We start from the raw sequence: 15,916 nt of genomic DNA, 5'->3' as shown, positions 1-15,916 counted from the left end.
TCAGGATTTGACAGATATCCCCATTCCAACTGACGAACGTCCTTCGGAGGGTGAGCGCACCTGAATGATCAGCAGCGCAGCAATCACCGCCGGAATCGCACAGAAGAAGAAAATCTGCGCCACCGGAATGTGCATCGCCAGCAACAGGCTGCCGAACAGCGGCCCGAGAATCGAACCAAAACGCCCCACACCCAACGCCCAACCGGTGCCCGTAGCACGCACCTGCGCCGGGTAGAAATTACTGGCAAACGCATTCAGCGTCAGTTGCCCGCCGATGATGCAGAACCCGGCGGCGAAGACGCAGGCCACCAGATAACGCGGATTGTCGTGATTGAGCCCGAGCAGAATCGTGCACAGCGCCGCACCGGCCAACACTGCGGACAACAAACGCACCTTGCGTTTCAACCGGTCGGCAAACCAGGCCATGCAGATCGCACCCAAGGTGCCGGCGAACAGGAACATCGACGTCACCAGATTGGCTTCGTTGAGTTTCAGACCGCTTTCCAGCAGCAGCGTCGGCAACCAACTGATCATGAAATACAACAGGATCAGGCTGACGAAAAAAGTCGCCCAGATCAGCACGGTGGGCCGCGCGTAGCCATTGCGGAACAACTCGACCACCGTCAGTTTGCTGCCCTGCTCCCGCTCGTTCTGCTCGACAGTCGCCACCGGCGGTTGCCAGTCCGGCAGCATGCGCGCAGTCACTTTGCGCAGCCGCGCGTACGGCGGCGCATCACGAAGCAGACGTGGCAACGACTCCGGCAGCATCCACCAGAGAAACGGAAACAGCAGCAACGGCGTGACGCCACCGGCGAGAAACACTGCTTGCCAGCCGAACCGGTCGATAAAACCGGCGGCGACGAAACCACCCGCCGCGCCACCGAACGAGAAGCCACACGCCGCCAGCGTTACCATCAAGGTGCGCAAACGCGGTGGTGAGTATTCCGACATCAACGCCATGGCACTGGGCATCGCCCCGCCCATGCCGATGCCGCAGATAAAGCGTGCAATCATCAGCGTGTTCAGTGAATCGGCGAAGACCATCAGCACGGTCAGCGTGGCGTAAATCAGTACACAGGCGAGCAGAATCCGTCGCACGCCAAAGCGGTCAGCCAGCGGTGTGACGGCGAGCGAACCGAGCGTGAGGCCGAGCAGGTTGGCGCTGAAAACCGGGCCGAACGCGGACTTTTCCAGGCCCCAGTCCTGCGCCAGCGCGGGCACCACGTAACCGAGCACCTGGGCGTCATAGCCGTCAGTGACCAGCAGCAACGCGAGCAGGATCAAGAGCAACCACTGATAGCGGGACACCGGACGGGCGTCGAGTGCCGCCCGAAAGCTGGCAATCTGGTTATGCATCGCAAGGTACCTGTTTTGTTTTTATGATTTTTAGGGGGCTCAACGCAGAACCTTGTGGGAGCGAGCCTGCTCGCGAATGCGCTGTGTCAGCTAAATGAACGGTGGCTGACACTCAGCCTTCGCGAGCAGGCTCGCTCCCACAGGGGGGATTATGGGGTGTCTGGCTGGTTGGCAGGATGGGCCTTGATGAACGCTGGATGTTCCGCCGCCAGCGCCGCCACGCGACGAATTTTCGCATACGCCTCGAGACTGACGTTAAACCGCTCGGCCGCATACAACTGCGGAATCAGGTAAACATCGGCCACGCACGGCCACTCACCAAAACAGAAGTCCTCATCGCCAATCAACTGCTCCACGGTCGCCAGCCCTTGGCTGATCCAGTGACTGATCCACTCGACCACCTGCGGCTCGTCCTGCCCCGACTGACGCAGGCGATTGAGCACGCTGACGTTGTGCAGCGGATGCACATCGCAACCGATCACCGCCGCCACACCCCGCACCTGCGCACGGGCAAGCAGATCTTCAGGCAGCAACGGCACCTGCGGATAACGTTCTTCGAGGTACTCGATGATGGCCGGCGATTGAATCAGCAAACCGCCTTCGTCAGTGCGCAAGGCCGGCACCCGGCCCTGTGGATTGATCGCCAGATACGCCGCTTGCCGATGCTCGCCACCCGGCGGTGCAATCAGGTTGACCGGCAGCGCCCGGTAGTCCAGCCCTTTGAGCGCCAGCGCAATTCGCACCCGGTACGACGAGGTCGAACGGTAATAGGTATAAAGATCCATCACCCGCTCCTGTCAGCGCGCCGCCAGCACTTTGCCACGGCATTCGCCGAAGCCGATCGAAGCAAAACCATCGCGAGCGCACCGTGCGCGCAGAATGATTTCGTCACCGTCCTCGAGGAATTTACGCACCTCGCCAGACGCCAGCTCAATCGGCTTTTTGCCGCCCTCGGTGATTTCCAGCAGGCTGCCGAACTGACCGTTTTCCGGGCCGGACAGCGTGCCGGAACCGAACAGGTCACCCGCCTGCAACTGGCAGCCGTTGACACTGTGGTGCGCAACCATTTGCGCGACGGTCCAGTACATGTAGCGCGTGTTGCTCAAGGTCAGGCGATGGGCCGGCAGGTTTTGCTCACGCATGCCTTCAGTGAGCAGCAGCACTTCCAGTTCGATGTCGAAGGCACCGCCGTCCTGATCACGCTGGTCGAACAGGTACGGCAGCGGCTGCGGATCACCTTCAGGACGCTGCGGTTGCGCGGTTCGGAATGGCTCCAGCGCTTCGGCGGTGACCACCCACGGCGAGACGCTGGTGATGAAACTCTTCGACAAGAACGGACCCAGCGGCTGGTATTCCCAGGCCTGGATATCGCGTGCCGACCAATCGTTGAGCAGGCAGAAACCGGCAATGTGATCCGCCGCGTCACCGATGGCGATCGAGTCACCCATCTCGTTGCCTTGACCGATCCAGATACCCAGTTCCAGCTCATAGTCCAGGCGTGCGCACGGGCCGAAGGTCGGCTCGCTCGCACCGGCCGGCAAGGTCTGGCCTTTCGGACGCCGTACGTCAGTGCCGGACGCGCGCACGGTGGAGGCGCGACCGTGATAGCCGATCGGCACGTGCTTGTAGTTCGGCAGCAGCGGGTTATCCGGACGGAACAGTTTGCCGACGTTCTGCGCGTGCTCGATGCCGACGTAGAAGTCGGTGTAATCGCTGATACGTGCTGGCAGATGCAGCTGGCAATCGGCGGCCAGTGGCAGCAGTTTCGCGCCTTGGGCTTCGATGTTGCCGCGCAGGGTGCTGCCTTCACTGAACAGTTCCAGCAGACGTGCGCGCAGCGCCACACGCGCTTCGCGACCGAGGTCGAAGAACGCGTTCAACTGGCCGCCGTGCATGGCTTCGACCGCGCTGCGTGCGACGCCGTCAAACAGCCCGGCCTCCAGCGCCACTTGCAGATCGAAGATATGCTCGCCAATCGCCACGCCAGCGCGCGGCGCCGAACCGTTGGTACTGAACACACCGAGCGGCAGGTTCTGCAGCGGGAAATCAGCGTGGCCGTTGGCCGAGGCAACCCAACTGCGGGTGATGGAAGTCTGAGTCATGGGTTATCTCCGGGTCGGGTCGAACGTGGCGGGCAACGTGGCCCAGCAGGCGTCGTAACTGGTTTGCAGTTGTGGGCAGTCGAGGGCGAAACGGCTTGGGCGCAGCACCTGACTGGTCTCGAACATGAAGGCCATGGTGTTGTCGATCTTCGCCGGTGCAAGCTCGGCATTGATTGCTTTGGTGCAGGTCTCGCCATCCGGGCCGTGGGCGCTCATGCAGCTGTGCAGCGACGCACCGCCGGGCACAAAGCCTTCGGCCTTGGCGTCGTATTCGCCCTGGATCAGGCCCATGAATTCGTTCATCAGGTTGCGGTGGAACCACGGCGGACGGAAGGTGTTCTCGGCGACCATCCAGCGTGGCGGGAAGATCACGAAGTCGAGGTTGGCCAGACCATGCACGCTGGTGGGCGAAGTCAGGACGGTGAAGATCGACGGGTCCGGGTGATCGAAGCTGACGGTGCCGATGGTGTTGAAACGGCGCAAATCGTATTTATACGGCACGTTGTTACCGTGCCAGGCCACTACGTTCAGCGGCGAGTGATTGAGTTCGGTGGCCCATAGCTGGCCGAGGAATTTCTGCACCAGCGTGGTCGGCTGCTGGAGGTTTTCGTAGGCGGCGACCGGCGTCAGGAAGTCGCGCGGATTGGCCAGACCGTTGCTGCCGATCGGCCCCAGATCCGGCAGGCGCAGTGGCGCGCCGTGGTTCTCGGCGACGTAGCCACGCGCCTGCGGCTCGAGCAATTCCACGCGGAAGTTCAGGCCACGCGGCAGCACGGCGATTTCCAGCGGCGCCACTTCCAGCACACCCAGTTCGGTGGCGATGCGCAGGCGGCCGAGTTGCGGCACCAGCAGCAGTTCGCCGTCGGCGTTGAAAAACACGCGTTCCATCGAACGATTGGCGGCGTAGTTGTAGATGCTGATGCCGGCCGGTTTTTCGGCGCCGGCGTTGGCCGCCATGCTTACCAGTCCATCAATGAAGTCGGTAGGTTCGTCCGGGATCTCCAGCGGGTTCCAGCGCAGGCGATTGGGCGTTACTTCACCCAATGGGCCGCCCGCCAGTTGCCGTTCCAGTTTGGCGAAGGCCGGGTGATTGGCCGACGGCTGAATCCGGTACATCCAGGTGCGCCGCGCTTCACTGCGGGTCATGGTGAACGCGGTGCCGGAAAACAATTCGGTGTACAGGCCGTACGGCGCTTTTTGCGGGGAGTTCTGGCCGACGGGTAGCGCGCCGGGCAACGCTTCAGAGCTGAATTCGTTGCCGAAACCGGACTGATAGGTCAACGCCTGCGCGGTTGAATCGAGGTTCATGGAGCCTCCTGAACAGGGAGTCGGCAGTGGCCCATCGCTCTGGCTCAGAGGTTTCGGCACGCCGGGGTTGTTATTATCGTAATTAGATTACGCATAACGTAATTTGCTCGCTATCCAGCGTCAAGCTATAAAGACGCCCATTCGTTTCGGAACCCGGCCGCACCATGGAAAAAACCAGCGACAGCAACGGCAAACAGAAAGTCCGCTCCGCCGAAGTCGGCACCGACATCCTCAAGGCCTTGGCCGAGTTGTCGCCCTCCACTTCGCTGTCGCGCCTGGCCGAACACGTGCAGATGCCGGCGAGCAAGGTGCATCGCTATCTGCAGGCGTTGATCGCCTCGGGATTTGCCGAGCAGAACGCCGCCACCAACCATTACGGTCTCGGCCGTGAAGCGTTGCGCGTTGGCCTTGCCGCACTCAATAGTATGGACGTGCTGAAGGTCGCCGCCCTGCCACTCGCCGAACTGCGCGACGAACTCAACGAAACCTGCTTTCTGGCGGTGTGGGGCAATCAGGGCGCGACCGTGGTGCATATCGAACCGGCGGTGCGCGCGGTGACGGTGGTGACGCAACTGGGTTCAGTGTTGCCACTGCTCAGTTCATCGACTGGACTGGTGTTCAGCGCCTACTTGCCCCATCGGGAAACCGATGAGTTGCGCGAGCAGGAAATTGCCGCTGTGGATCATCCATTGAAGGACGAAAAAACCTACGCAACCCTGTGCGAACAGATCCGCGAACGCGGTCTGCATCATGTGCATGGTTTGCTGATGCCGGGTGTGGATGCGTTGTCCGCACCGGTGTTCAACGCTGTCGGCCAGGTCGCCGCCGTGCTGACCATCGTCGGCCCGACCTCACTGTTCCACGCCGACGAAAACGGCCCGGCGGCGCAGCGATTGCTGGCGGCGACGCGGGCCGTGAGTTGGCGGATGGGGTATGAACACGCGGATTGATTCACGCGCGCCCACCCGCGAACACCAGTATTAACGCACGGTGGTGTTGCTGAGAGTCGACGGCAGTTCCTTCATCAAGTCCTTGAAGAAATCGACCAGCGCTTCATCCGCCGATGTCTGACCGGCCATCTTGGCAACAAATTGCGCCACTGTTCTCGCATCCTTGAAAAGACTGAGAAAGGATCGCTGAACGCTTGTAAGGTTCTTGGCAGCGGGGCCGGCGGCGGCGGCTTTACCCAGTGTGAACAGGCCGACCACCGCTTCCTTTATATGGCCCCGGGCCGCCGAGTAGTCGCCTCTGCGGTGTGATTGCGATCCATCGTAGATGCTTTTCATCAGCTCAACGGCAGTGACAACCGTCCCTAGAGGAGGTACCACCAGACTGATGATATTCGCTGCCTTAATTAAATTATCGTAAATCAGGCCTCTGATAACCTCTTTCAGGCTGGTGGTTTTTTCGTCAATATCGCTGAGTACCCGACGAACGCTGACATCATGAAAAACATAGAGATCAAACAACTGCGAACGGCGCTGGGTCTGGATTGGAGCACGCGTATCGGTAGTTGCCACAAGACGATCAAAATAGTCATTGACGGCTTTGTTATCAACGAGCAAGACCCGATTAATATAATATTCTCTGAATGCCCCTTGACGATAACGTATGTCGCCGATGAAATCCTGAATCGGCCGAAACGAAAGCCGATCAGGTGCATCGGGGGTATAAAGCAAATCATGAAACACCGAGCCAATCAGCAACCGGAAAATATAAACCCCGCCCACCGTGCGACTGTTCGCTTCGGTCAAACCGTTCAGCAGATTGAACTTGAATAAACCTTCATTACCTTCGAACGGGCTATCGGAAACAACTTGGTGTCTTTCACCCTCTTTCAAACTATCAATGACTCGTCGCACCCCCGTGAAAAATTCATAGGAAAGCCGGCCATCAACAAAGTCAGCCAACGCATTGCAATGCATTTCGCAGCGAACTTTTTTGGCGTGCACGGCGCGTTTGAATTCATAGTCAGGATGTTTTTTATCCAGATATTCCTTTTCCAGCAACGCGGTATACCTGTCACCCGGACGGAATGTCTTCGATAGTGAAGATAGATCCCGGATATCCAGCTCATCGATTACGGGATGTTTGCCGATTACTTCGTACGTTGGATCGTTTTTCTGCGCATACGCTGGATGGCCCGCTTCAAACACAACACCTTCGATCAAAAGATCCGTTATGCTCTTGCGAAAACTATCTGCCTTTACAAAAATCAGATCCGGATCAACTTCCACCTTTCGCCCGCGAGCCAGAAGTATACGTTCGAGTGTTTTTTTCACTTCATCGTAAGTGAACTGTTCAAACGAGGGAAAACCATTTTCCCTGGCGTCGACGGTCGAAAGCGCCTTGAGTTCCGTGTTCAATCGAGCGAGTCGCTTGCGCCCTTCGACCCCCAGTGATTTGTAGCCGATGGGCGCAATTGTCGCATGCAACGCAACCTCATTCCGATAAGCAACATTCGCATAGTCAACCAAAGGCTCTTTGGCGCTGAGGAAAAGGTCAGCGTGCCGCGTATCCATTTCATACCTGGACCGCCCCGCTGCCCACAGATAATCGGGATGGATCAACGACGCAGCGTAACTTCGATCACTGGCCAGAGCCCCTTCGAAACGCTCATTCAGTTCATAAACATGTGCAAATTTCAGAAGTTCGAAGCCACCTTCAGGTACTTTTGCGAAAACAAAATAGCCATGATTTTCACGAACCGTGAATACCAGTACATCCTTCAGTGCGGGCGGCTGATTGCGCAATTTCACACCACGAATAAATACCGACGGGTCACCTGCCAGGGCCCTTTCAACAATCTTCGCGTCGCCTTCATTGAAATATCCGCTCTGCCGAACCATAAACAGTGACAACTCGATCTTGCTATACAACTGATCGCGATAGGCTTGCTGAAATGCGCCTGATGGATAAGGAGGAATATCCGAAACAAACTGAGTACGCATGTTGCGTGAGTTCAGCCACTGTTCAAGCTTTTCGGCGCTGAGCCTGCTACCTGTGGGGGTGCCCTTGATCGTGATACGGGCGTTGTGGCCCGCGTCGTGCAGTCCGACCACGATGAATTCGGTCAAGCTACGAGTATCCTCCTGTTCGATGGTACGGCCGCCAACCTTCATTGTGTAAAGCGTATGCACCTCGATTGTTTCTGGATCGAGATCCTCGCCCAACGTGTCCATCGACCATCGGGAAAAAGTCCGATTGACGTAATCCTTGAAAGAAAACGTTGTATCGAAAACTTTCCGATACTCGGCGTCATATTGATCCTTCGTGTCTTCCAGTTCTGTATAACGCGCCTGCACGGTACTACTGGACTCACGCAACCAACGCGGCCATTCGGTACGTTTCAGCGCTGCGTGCAGTCGACCGAATCGAGTACTGACGCCACGACGCAATATATGCAAGCCCTGGTTTTCCTGGAGCAGGGAACTCAACGGTTGATCAAGATTGTTCCGCACGCGAAATAGAGTCGAAACAGTTTCAAGCTGGCCTTGCAGGTGAGTCTCAACATAGTGAGATACGATGTTTCTTGGTGCTTTGGGGTAGGAGATTTTGCTGCCGGGCAAGGACAGCCTGACGCGCAGCTTTTCATCCAGACCAATATTATTTTCAAAATACTCAAAGCCATTTTCTGGCGTATGCATGATATAGCCGGTGGAATCCTTGACCAGCTTCATTTCCGGGCTATTTTGCTCGGCGTTATCCAGCACGAAACCAGGGCCGAGCAAAGTCAGATAATCAGGCACTGGATTCAACAAGACTGTATAAGCGCCTCGTCCACTTTCAACATTCAACAGAGAAACAAATCGAGCGCCCAGACGGTTATCAAAATAGCCCGCCATGTAACCCAGAGAAAGCTCTGCCGTCAGCAAGGCGAGAACAGCGTGCTGAAGGGCTTGTCTATTCGTCAGCGAGGGTTGATCAGCCATCGATGACTTGGCCGGAGCCGCCCAATATCTGGATACTTCCGAACCAAGCTTTGTTTCAATTTTAAGCAACGTATTGGTAATGGCATCTTCGACATCAAAGATCGTACATCCGGCAACCTTGAATTGATCACTAAAGGTATCCGGCAGATAAAAAAGCCCATCGCCTCCTCCCGCCAGATAATTGGGCAGCACATTCTGATCAAGGCAATAAAACAGCACGTCGACAAGTTGTCCCGACGGCCGCGTGGCACTCTCATACGTTTTATCTTTTATATTGATATAAGCCTTATCAATATCGATCGACTTGCTCTGCCGTTTAAATTCGTCCTTCAGCAATTGTCGGGCTATGGTACGAACTGTCGGCATTGCGTTGATAATGGAGAACAATTCGTCCTGAATCCTGGCAGCTTTCTCCCACTCCACAAGCCAAGTAAATTCCTCACCTTCCGAACCACGCATCAAGCTTTTATAAATATTAGTCATCATCTAATCCTGGTTACTTCTTTCATGACAGCGACATGCCGCCACGTCGAGTAAGCGCAAGATAGATTCATCTTGGAAAAACCAGAAGCTCAACTTCATTTCAATAAATATACATTACAAATTCTTATACCATTAACCAGCCTGACTTTTAAGAAAGTTGCTTGATCTGTACAGTTATAAAGACCCCATGAGCTTGGCCTTCGCCACTGCCTGAGTCCTGCGCTCTACACCCAACTTTCCATTTATTCTTCGGGCATGGGTTTTTACGGTATGCAACGAAATATAAAGCTGTTCTGCGATTTGTTTATTCGACGCCCCTTGCGCAATTAATTGCAGTACTTCAAGTTCACGACGACTGAGAGCAAAGTTATTAACGCCGCCATCAAGTTTCACAACATCACCTGAAGTCAGAGTGCCGACCTGCCCCTGACGTAACTGCCACTCACGCATGGCCTGCTGCAAATTGCACCGTTCCACCAGGATTCGCGCTTGTTGCAACGCCCGTTGCGCCAGTAAGCCATCACCGCTCGACGCGGCGAGTTGTGCCATGACCAGGTGCAATTCGGTTTGCAGATTCACCATGCCCTTGGCTTGCGCTTGCACCAACGATTGCTGCACCTGTGAAAACCACTGATGGGGCGGGTCCAGCCTCACGCAGGCACAAGCCAGCAAGTATTCGATGCGGCCGATCAATTCGAAGGTTGCGGGAGGCGCCTGGAGCGCTTGCGGTCCACGGTAATGACGCAACACTCGGCTCAAGGCTTCATGGGCCAACTGCGGTCGACCCTGTTGCAGCCAGAACTGGCTACTGACTTGCAACAGTACTGCACGATACACCGTGTCCGGAATCTGCCGCTGCTGCATTACTCTCTCGGCCTCACGCAATCGCTCGAAGGCATACGCGTAATCGACACGATTGGCCGCCAACTGCGCTTGACCGATATAGCCGTACAGCACACGTTTATCGTAGTTACGCAGGCAGTCGTCGAGCCCCTGCTGAAAAAAACCGTCAGCCTGTTCTTCATGCCCCATGCACAAAGCCAGGCGCCCCCGACGCAAGGCGATACGCCCAAGCAAAGGGGTGGGACGTTCCGCTCGTTGGCAAAGCAGACCTTGTATGCCGGCGAGCAGGCGCTCGGCCCGGGCCGGTGCGCCACGCTGTTCAAGCAACTGCGCATGATCGAGTTCCAGCAAACCTTCAAACAGCAGCGCCCCCTGCGCTCGCGCCAGACGCAAGGCCTCCCGATTGATCGCATGGGCCTGCTCAAGCTCGCCGCATAACAGCGCTTGCTGGGTTTGCCCCGAAAAACACAACAAACGGGTCGGCCAGGCTTCGCTGGCGAGATCGGCCAGTGCTTGCTGAAAATGCTCCCGCGCCGGTTCCATGCGCCCCTGTAAATGCAAAAGCCAGCCTTGCTGTGCCTGCCAACGCGCAATCAATTGCTGCTCAAGCATTGCCGACGGTTGTGGCATGAACCGCCCCAAATGCGCGATGCACTGCGCCGCTTGTTCAAAACGCCCGGCAAACAGCAACGCAGCGGTAATCAACCCGACCAGTTGCGGCGTCGACAAGGTCAAATCCTCACCGTGCAACTCATGCAATCGCAATAACAGCACCACGGTCTGTTCCTCGAACAGATGCTCGAAGCTGAAATGCTGCAGGAGACTGACGGCGACTTCATATTCTCCAGCAAGCAAGGCCTGTTCGAAGGCCGAGCGCCAATCCTGTCGCAACGAAAACCACTGGCAAGCCCGTCGGTGCCAGGAGCGTCCTGCGGGCCATTGTTCGTCGCGGATTACCCGCGCCAGTGGCGGGAATATCTGCAACCAGCAGACAGAGTCGTTCCACGGCTCGACAAAACAGCCGAGCACTTGCAGCGCGCGCAGGTGTTGTGCGCCCTCCCCGGCACCGAACAAGTGCTCACAGAGTTCGGCATTGAAACGCGGCAAATGCGCCAGCACTCGCCAGGCCTCGGCCAGTTCCGGTGCAAGGCTGCTGAAGAGTTCGTGCTGCAGATAATCAAGGAGGGTGTCCACCCGTTGCTGCGGCTGGCTGCTTTGCGACCAGTCGCATTTCTGCAGCAGCGCCATGCGCACGCCGGCGCACCAGCCGCCGGTCCGCTGAACGATGCGGGCGGCAACACTGGCGGCCTGCTCCGGCGCCAAGTGGCGCAACGCCTGAGCGATTTCGTCTTGGGTAAGTGCGAGCGTTGCGCTTTCGCATTCGTACAATTCGTCGTCAAGCAGCAACCGGGGCCAGTTGCATTGCGGGCGCCGACGCGTACCGAGCCACCAAATCAATGCCGGGTTGCTGCCCGTCAGCAAGCGGTCGAGCAAGGTATCCAGCGCTGGGTCAGACAGTCGGCAATAGTCGTCGATAAACAGCCAGGTCGGAGCCGTCCAGCACGACAGCGCCGCCAGCAATCCGGCTTCATCCGCAACGGCCAGCCCCAGCACCTGCGCCAGTCGCCGGCACAGTTCGCTGACGCTCAGTTGTGCGCCGGCCAACGGCAACCACAACACCTGATACTCGGCGGGCGCCTGCAAGAGACATTCGGCGAGCAGCGCGCTCTTGCCGCTCCCCGCAGGCGCACAGATCAGCCTGACCCGCGCCATCGACTCAAGCAATGGCCCGCTCAAACGCTGGCGTGGCTGGTGGTGGGCAGACAGTCTGGGCAAGAATCCGGAGCGATCCAGACACGGTGTCATGGCGGTCATCGAGTGAGCCTTTTTTATCGTTGTGCCCTCACCCTAGCCCTCTCCCCTGCACTTGTTGACGAGTATTCAGCGCGCTGATTGACGCCCATAAAAAAGGCGACCGGACGGTCGCCTTTTGCCTTGCCCTTGTATCAAAACCGTTACCGCACGCCTTCTGCACGCAGGGCCGATGGCGTGTAGTCGGCAGCCTTGGCTTCGAAGCCGAATTCGAAGCTGTGCTTCTCTTCGTTCTTCATCCCCAGCGCAATGTAGCGCCCGGCAATGATGTCGTAGAGCGCTTCGAGGGTATAGGCCTGCGCCTGATGATCGTAGTAGTACTGCGCGTGACCTTCGGCGACACGCCACAGTTGGCCGCGACCGTCATAGTGATCGGCGAGGGCGACCTGCCAGCTGTCCTCGTCGATGTACATGTGGCGCTTGGCGTAGATGTGGCGCTCGCTCGGTTTCACCGTGCCGATCACTTCCCAGACGCGGTGCAGTTCATAGCGGGTCAGGTCCTGGTTGATATGCCCGGCCTTGACGATGTCGTCGTACTTGAGGCTCGGCGAATCGAGTTTGTAGCTGTTGTACGGGATGTACATTTCCTTTTTGCCGACCAGTTTCCAGTCGTAGCGATCCGGAGCGCCGGAGAACATGTCGAAGTTGTCCGAGGTGCGCAGGCCATCGGCGGCGGTGCCCGGGCCGTCATAGGCCACTTGGGGCGCCCGACGTACGCGGCGCTGGCCGGCGTTGTAGATCCACGCCAGCCGCGGTTCCTTCACCTGATCGAGGGTTTCGTGCACCAACAGCACGTTACCGGCCAGCCGCGCCGGCGCCGTCACCGACTGTTTGAAAAAGGTCAGCACGTTGGCGGCTTTTTCCGGGTCGAGATCCTTCATCAGTTGCGGCACGGCGATCTCTTCTTCGAAGCGGATCGGCGTGTAGCTGCCGTTGGTTTGCGGAGTGACCTGAGTGATGATGCGTTTGACGTTACCGCCGTGATAACGGGTGATGTGGTTCCACAACACCTCGACGCCGTTCTTCGGAATCGGGAACGCGTAGTAGCGATTGCCGGTGAAATTGGCCAGGCCGTTACCGTCGTTGATGGTGGTGACATTGAGCGCGCTGCGCTTGGCCGATTCGTAAATTTCCGCCGGCGCGGCAACCGTACGGTGGGTCGGGTACACCGGAATCTTGTAGGTTTCGGGATAACGTTTGAACATCGCCACCTGACCGTCGGAGAGCTTGCTCTTGTACTGGTCGACGTTGGCCGCGGTGATGGTGAACAGCGGTTTCTCGTTGGCGAACGGGTCGGCGAGGAAGCCTTTGCTGTCCACCGCGCCGGCGTTTTTCGGGATGCCGCCAGTCCATGCCGGAATCGAACCGTCGGCGTTGCCGGCCTTCTCCGCACCGAGCGGGGTCAAGCTGGTGCCGAGCTTGTTGGCCTCATCCGGCGACACCGCCGCCATCACGTTGGCCGCCAGCAGACTCAGGGCCAGCACACCACATTGCAGAATCATTTTGCGCATTGCAGTCATCCTTCTCGGGCAGATCAGAAGTTCACGCCGAAGCTCAGAGCCACGAAGTCACGGTCTTCGAGGACGTTGTAATCACCACCGAAAAAGTCGGTGTAACTGAGGCTCGCGGTGTAGGTGTTGCGGTAGTCGGCATCGACGCCGACGCTGATGGCTTTCGCGCCTTCGTTGAACAGGCCGTTGGGGCCGTAACCGGCGACGTCGTGCGACCACGACAGGTTGGGTTTGAGGTTGATCCCGCCGATCACGTTGGCGTAATCGAGGATCGCCCGGGCGCGGTAGCCCCACGAAGTCGAGGTGACAAAACCGTCGGTATCACCACCGAAACCGTATTGGCCATACACCGAGTCGCGGCCATAACGCAGCTTGTCGCGCGACTCCAGTCCGCCGACCCGCACCACTGCGGCTTCACCGACCAGGGTCAAGCGCTGAGCGCCCCAGACCTGATCGAAGAAGTGCGTGAGGGTGCTCTGGATCTGCGTGACTTCTTTACGCCGATAGCCCTTGTTATCCGCTCCCGCAGTGGTGGCGATCGGCGAAGCCGCGCCACCGGCTATCGGGTTGAGCAGTGCCAGCGTCAGGTCGTTGGTGTTGACCTGCACCGGCGCGTTGGGCCGGTAGCTGATCTCGCCGGTCCACGCGGTACCGGTGGGCAATGTGGTGGAGAAACTTGCGCCGTAGAGGCGAATGTCTTCCGGGTATTCAAGGTAATACCCACCGCGTCCGAGCATCACGCTTTGCGCCAGACCGGAACCGCTGCCGGGGGCCAGGCCATTGGCGATCCCGACCATGCCCGGCAATGCCGCCAACGTCGAAAGACCGGCCGTGGTCGTGCCTACCGTCGGCGTACGGCTGTGGTAGTTCATGAAGTAGAGACCGTATTCAGTGTCGTCACCGAGCCAGCGCAACGCCGTCCCCCACTGCCCGGAATCGCGCGCATCGCGGTCACCGCCACGAGGAATCACCACGCCTTCGCGAGTCACCTGAATGCCTTGTCCAAAGGCCTGGGTCAGCGGAACAAACGGTGCGATCGCCGGGTTGCCGACGGTGTAGCCGTTGTTGCAACCGTCCGCCGCCACATCGACACCGAAGAAGGTGCCGCAGTTGTCGAGAACGGTCTGGTCCCATTCCAGTTGATAGAAGCCTTCAACGGTCAGTTGATCGGTCAGGCCCTGCGAGCCAAACAACATGTTGACCGGAATCAGGCCTTCCTTGATCTCCGCACCGGGGCGACGAAACGCCGAGACGTCAATCGGGTTGATGCTGTTGATCGAGTTGCCGATGAAGGTGCTTTCGCCCCAGCTCACCACTTGTTTGCCGGCACGCACGGTGCCCGGCAGGTCGGCGATGGAGTAGTTGTGATAGACGAAGGCATCAAGAATTTGTGCGCCGGAAGACTTCGCGCCTTCTTTTCGACCGCTATCGCTGATCGGTTTGAACTCGCGGTCTTCGTCCTTCAGTTCGAAGTCGTACCAGTACTTGCCACGTACGAAGACACCGGTGTCGCCGTACTTGAGTTCAAGGTCGTGAATACCTTTGAAGATTTTCGAGAAGGTCTCGCCCTTCTTGAAATTCAGACGCCCGTCATCACCGGTCGAGGATTGCCCGGTCCCCCCATTGACCGTGCCGACCAGCGCCTTGTCGGCATCGCGCAGGCCCCAACTCGCACCGATCGACAACGACGAGTCGAAGGTGCCTTCAATCTCGCCAATGTTGAACGCAACCGCTTGCGCCTGGGCGCAGCAACCCAAAGCCACCGCGGTTGCCAGCGCCTGCGGTGTGAAGATGGCGCGCATTGTTGTTTTTGTCATGCGTCTTCCCCGGTGAGTGACAGAAGGCCCCACCCTACTGCCGGGCAACCGCGTCGATAAGCGCACCAAGGAGGTATTCGTGTTGTCGCTCGAAAGGATGAATGGCCTTGCGCGGCGGGGCTTTGCGCCATTCATGGATTGGCTGGATGGAGGATCATCAGTGCAGCGCATGGTGCACCTCGGATCATCGGACTGTTGCATGCCCCGCAACAGTGCATGTCCGGAATCGGTATTTTTCCTACACGCTCAAGACCTTATCCTGAACGCACTTTCACGGGACATACCGCAAAGCACGAAGCACTGGCCTTCGAGCAACTCAGGCCATTGCTGACAGATTTCAGATGAATCGAAGACTTCGGTTTATCGCCCTGGTGTTCACTGACGTTGATTTGTAGCTCCTTGATCCAACGTCTTACCTTGGCCGCTGCGTTTGCAGCGGCCTTTTTTATGGCTGTTGAAAAAGTCATCTTCACGACCTGCAAACACTTTCCGAGAACAACGTCGGACTTTTCCCATCGCGCAGGAGAATTCTCCTCGTATTGTTCTTGATCCGCGAAAACCCTCCCAGAACAACGCCCTGTTACTGACAGGCTTCTCAGATTTTGTAACCGCAAGTCTGATGTAACTTGAAACACCTCAACCCTTCGCTGGTGACACGGACGTCACCACCGGCCGTTCTGACTTGCCAGCGA

General features: G+C 57.9%; 9 protein-coding genes. 1 reads left to right on the top strand and 8 read right to left on the bottom strand.

Features of this window, described 5'->3' with window-relative positions:
• The 4 genes from P3G59_RS04680 to hmgA form a co-directional block, all read right to left on the bottom strand.
• Positions 1 to 1,356 (bottom strand): aromatic acid/H+ symport family MFS transporter, encoded by a 1,356-nt coding sequence (locus P3G59_RS04680; RefSeq protein ID WP_277760633.1) that lies wholly within the window; start codon positions 1,354 to 1,356, stop codon positions 1 to 3.
• 149 nt (positions 1,357 to 1,505) lie between these two features.
• The gene (gene maiA / locus P3G59_RS04675) at positions 1,506 to 2,141 is read right to left on the bottom strand and encodes a maleylacetoacetate isomerase (RefSeq protein WP_277760632.1); all 636 of its coding nucleotides are present in this window, start codon (positions 2,139 to 2,141) and stop codon (positions 1,506 to 1,508) included.
• A gap of 12 nt (positions 2,142 to 2,153) precedes the next feature.
• Entirely contained in the window at positions 2,154 to 3,458 is a 1,305-nt protein-coding gene (gene fahA, locus P3G59_RS04670) for a fumarylacetoacetase (RefSeq protein ID WP_277760631.1), read from the bottom strand.
• Positions 3,459 to 3,461: 3 nt separating this feature from the next.
• Positions 3,462 to 4,766: a homogentisate 1,2-dioxygenase gene (gene hmgA, locus P3G59_RS04665; protein ID WP_277760630.1), complete on the bottom strand. Its 1,305-nt coding sequence runs from the start codon at positions 4,764 to 4,766 to the stop codon at positions 3,462 to 3,464.
• Positions 4,767 to 4,930: 164 nt separating this feature from the next.
• Between hmgA and P3G59_RS04660 the strand changes: the two genes are divergently transcribed.
• The gene (locus tag P3G59_RS04660) at positions 4,931 to 5,716 is read left to right on the top strand and encodes an IclR family transcriptional regulator (RefSeq protein WP_277760629.1); all 786 of its coding nucleotides are present in this window, start codon (positions 4,931 to 4,933) and stop codon (positions 5,714 to 5,716) included.
• 30 nt (positions 5,717 to 5,746) lie between these two features.
• Here the strand turns inward: P3G59_RS04660 and P3G59_RS04655 are convergent, their stop codons facing one another.
• The 4 genes from P3G59_RS04655 to P3G59_RS04640 all read right to left on the bottom strand — a co-directional run bounded on the left by P3G59_RS04655 (position 5,747) and on the right by P3G59_RS04640 (position 15,224).
• Positions 5,747 to 9,181, bottom strand: a complete 3,435-nt coding sequence (locus tag P3G59_RS04655; RefSeq protein WP_277760628.1) for a DUF6543 domain-containing protein — start codon at positions 9,179 to 9,181, stop codon at positions 5,747 to 5,749.
• A gap of 174 nt (positions 9,182 to 9,355) precedes the next feature.
• The gene (locus P3G59_RS04650) at positions 9,356 to 11,899 is read right to left on the bottom strand and encodes a LuxR C-terminal-related transcriptional regulator (RefSeq protein WP_277760627.1); all 2,544 of its coding nucleotides are present in this window, start codon (positions 11,897 to 11,899) and stop codon (positions 9,356 to 9,358) included.
• A 140-nt stretch (positions 11,900 to 12,039) separates the two neighbouring features.
• A complete protein-coding gene (locus tag P3G59_RS04645) occupies positions 12,040 to 13,407 on the bottom strand; it encodes a DUF1329 domain-containing protein (RefSeq protein ID WP_277760626.1) in 1,368 nt (455 codons plus the stop codon).
• A 23-nt stretch (positions 13,408 to 13,430) separates the two neighbouring features.
• The gene (locus P3G59_RS04640) at positions 13,431 to 15,224 is read right to left on the bottom strand and encodes a DUF1302 domain-containing protein (RefSeq protein ID WP_277760625.1); all 1,794 of its coding nucleotides are present in this window, start codon (positions 15,222 to 15,224) and stop codon (positions 13,431 to 13,433) included.
• Positions 15,225 to 15,916: the final 692 nt, after the last annotated feature.

The organism is Pseudomonas sp. A34-9 (genome assembly GCF_029543085.1).
Lineage (GTDB): Bacteria > Pseudomonadota > Gammaproteobacteria > Pseudomonadales > Pseudomonadaceae > Aquipseudomonas.
The sequence above is the reverse complement of the archived record's forward strand: the minus strand, read 5'-3'. Positions and strand labels throughout refer to the sequence as shown.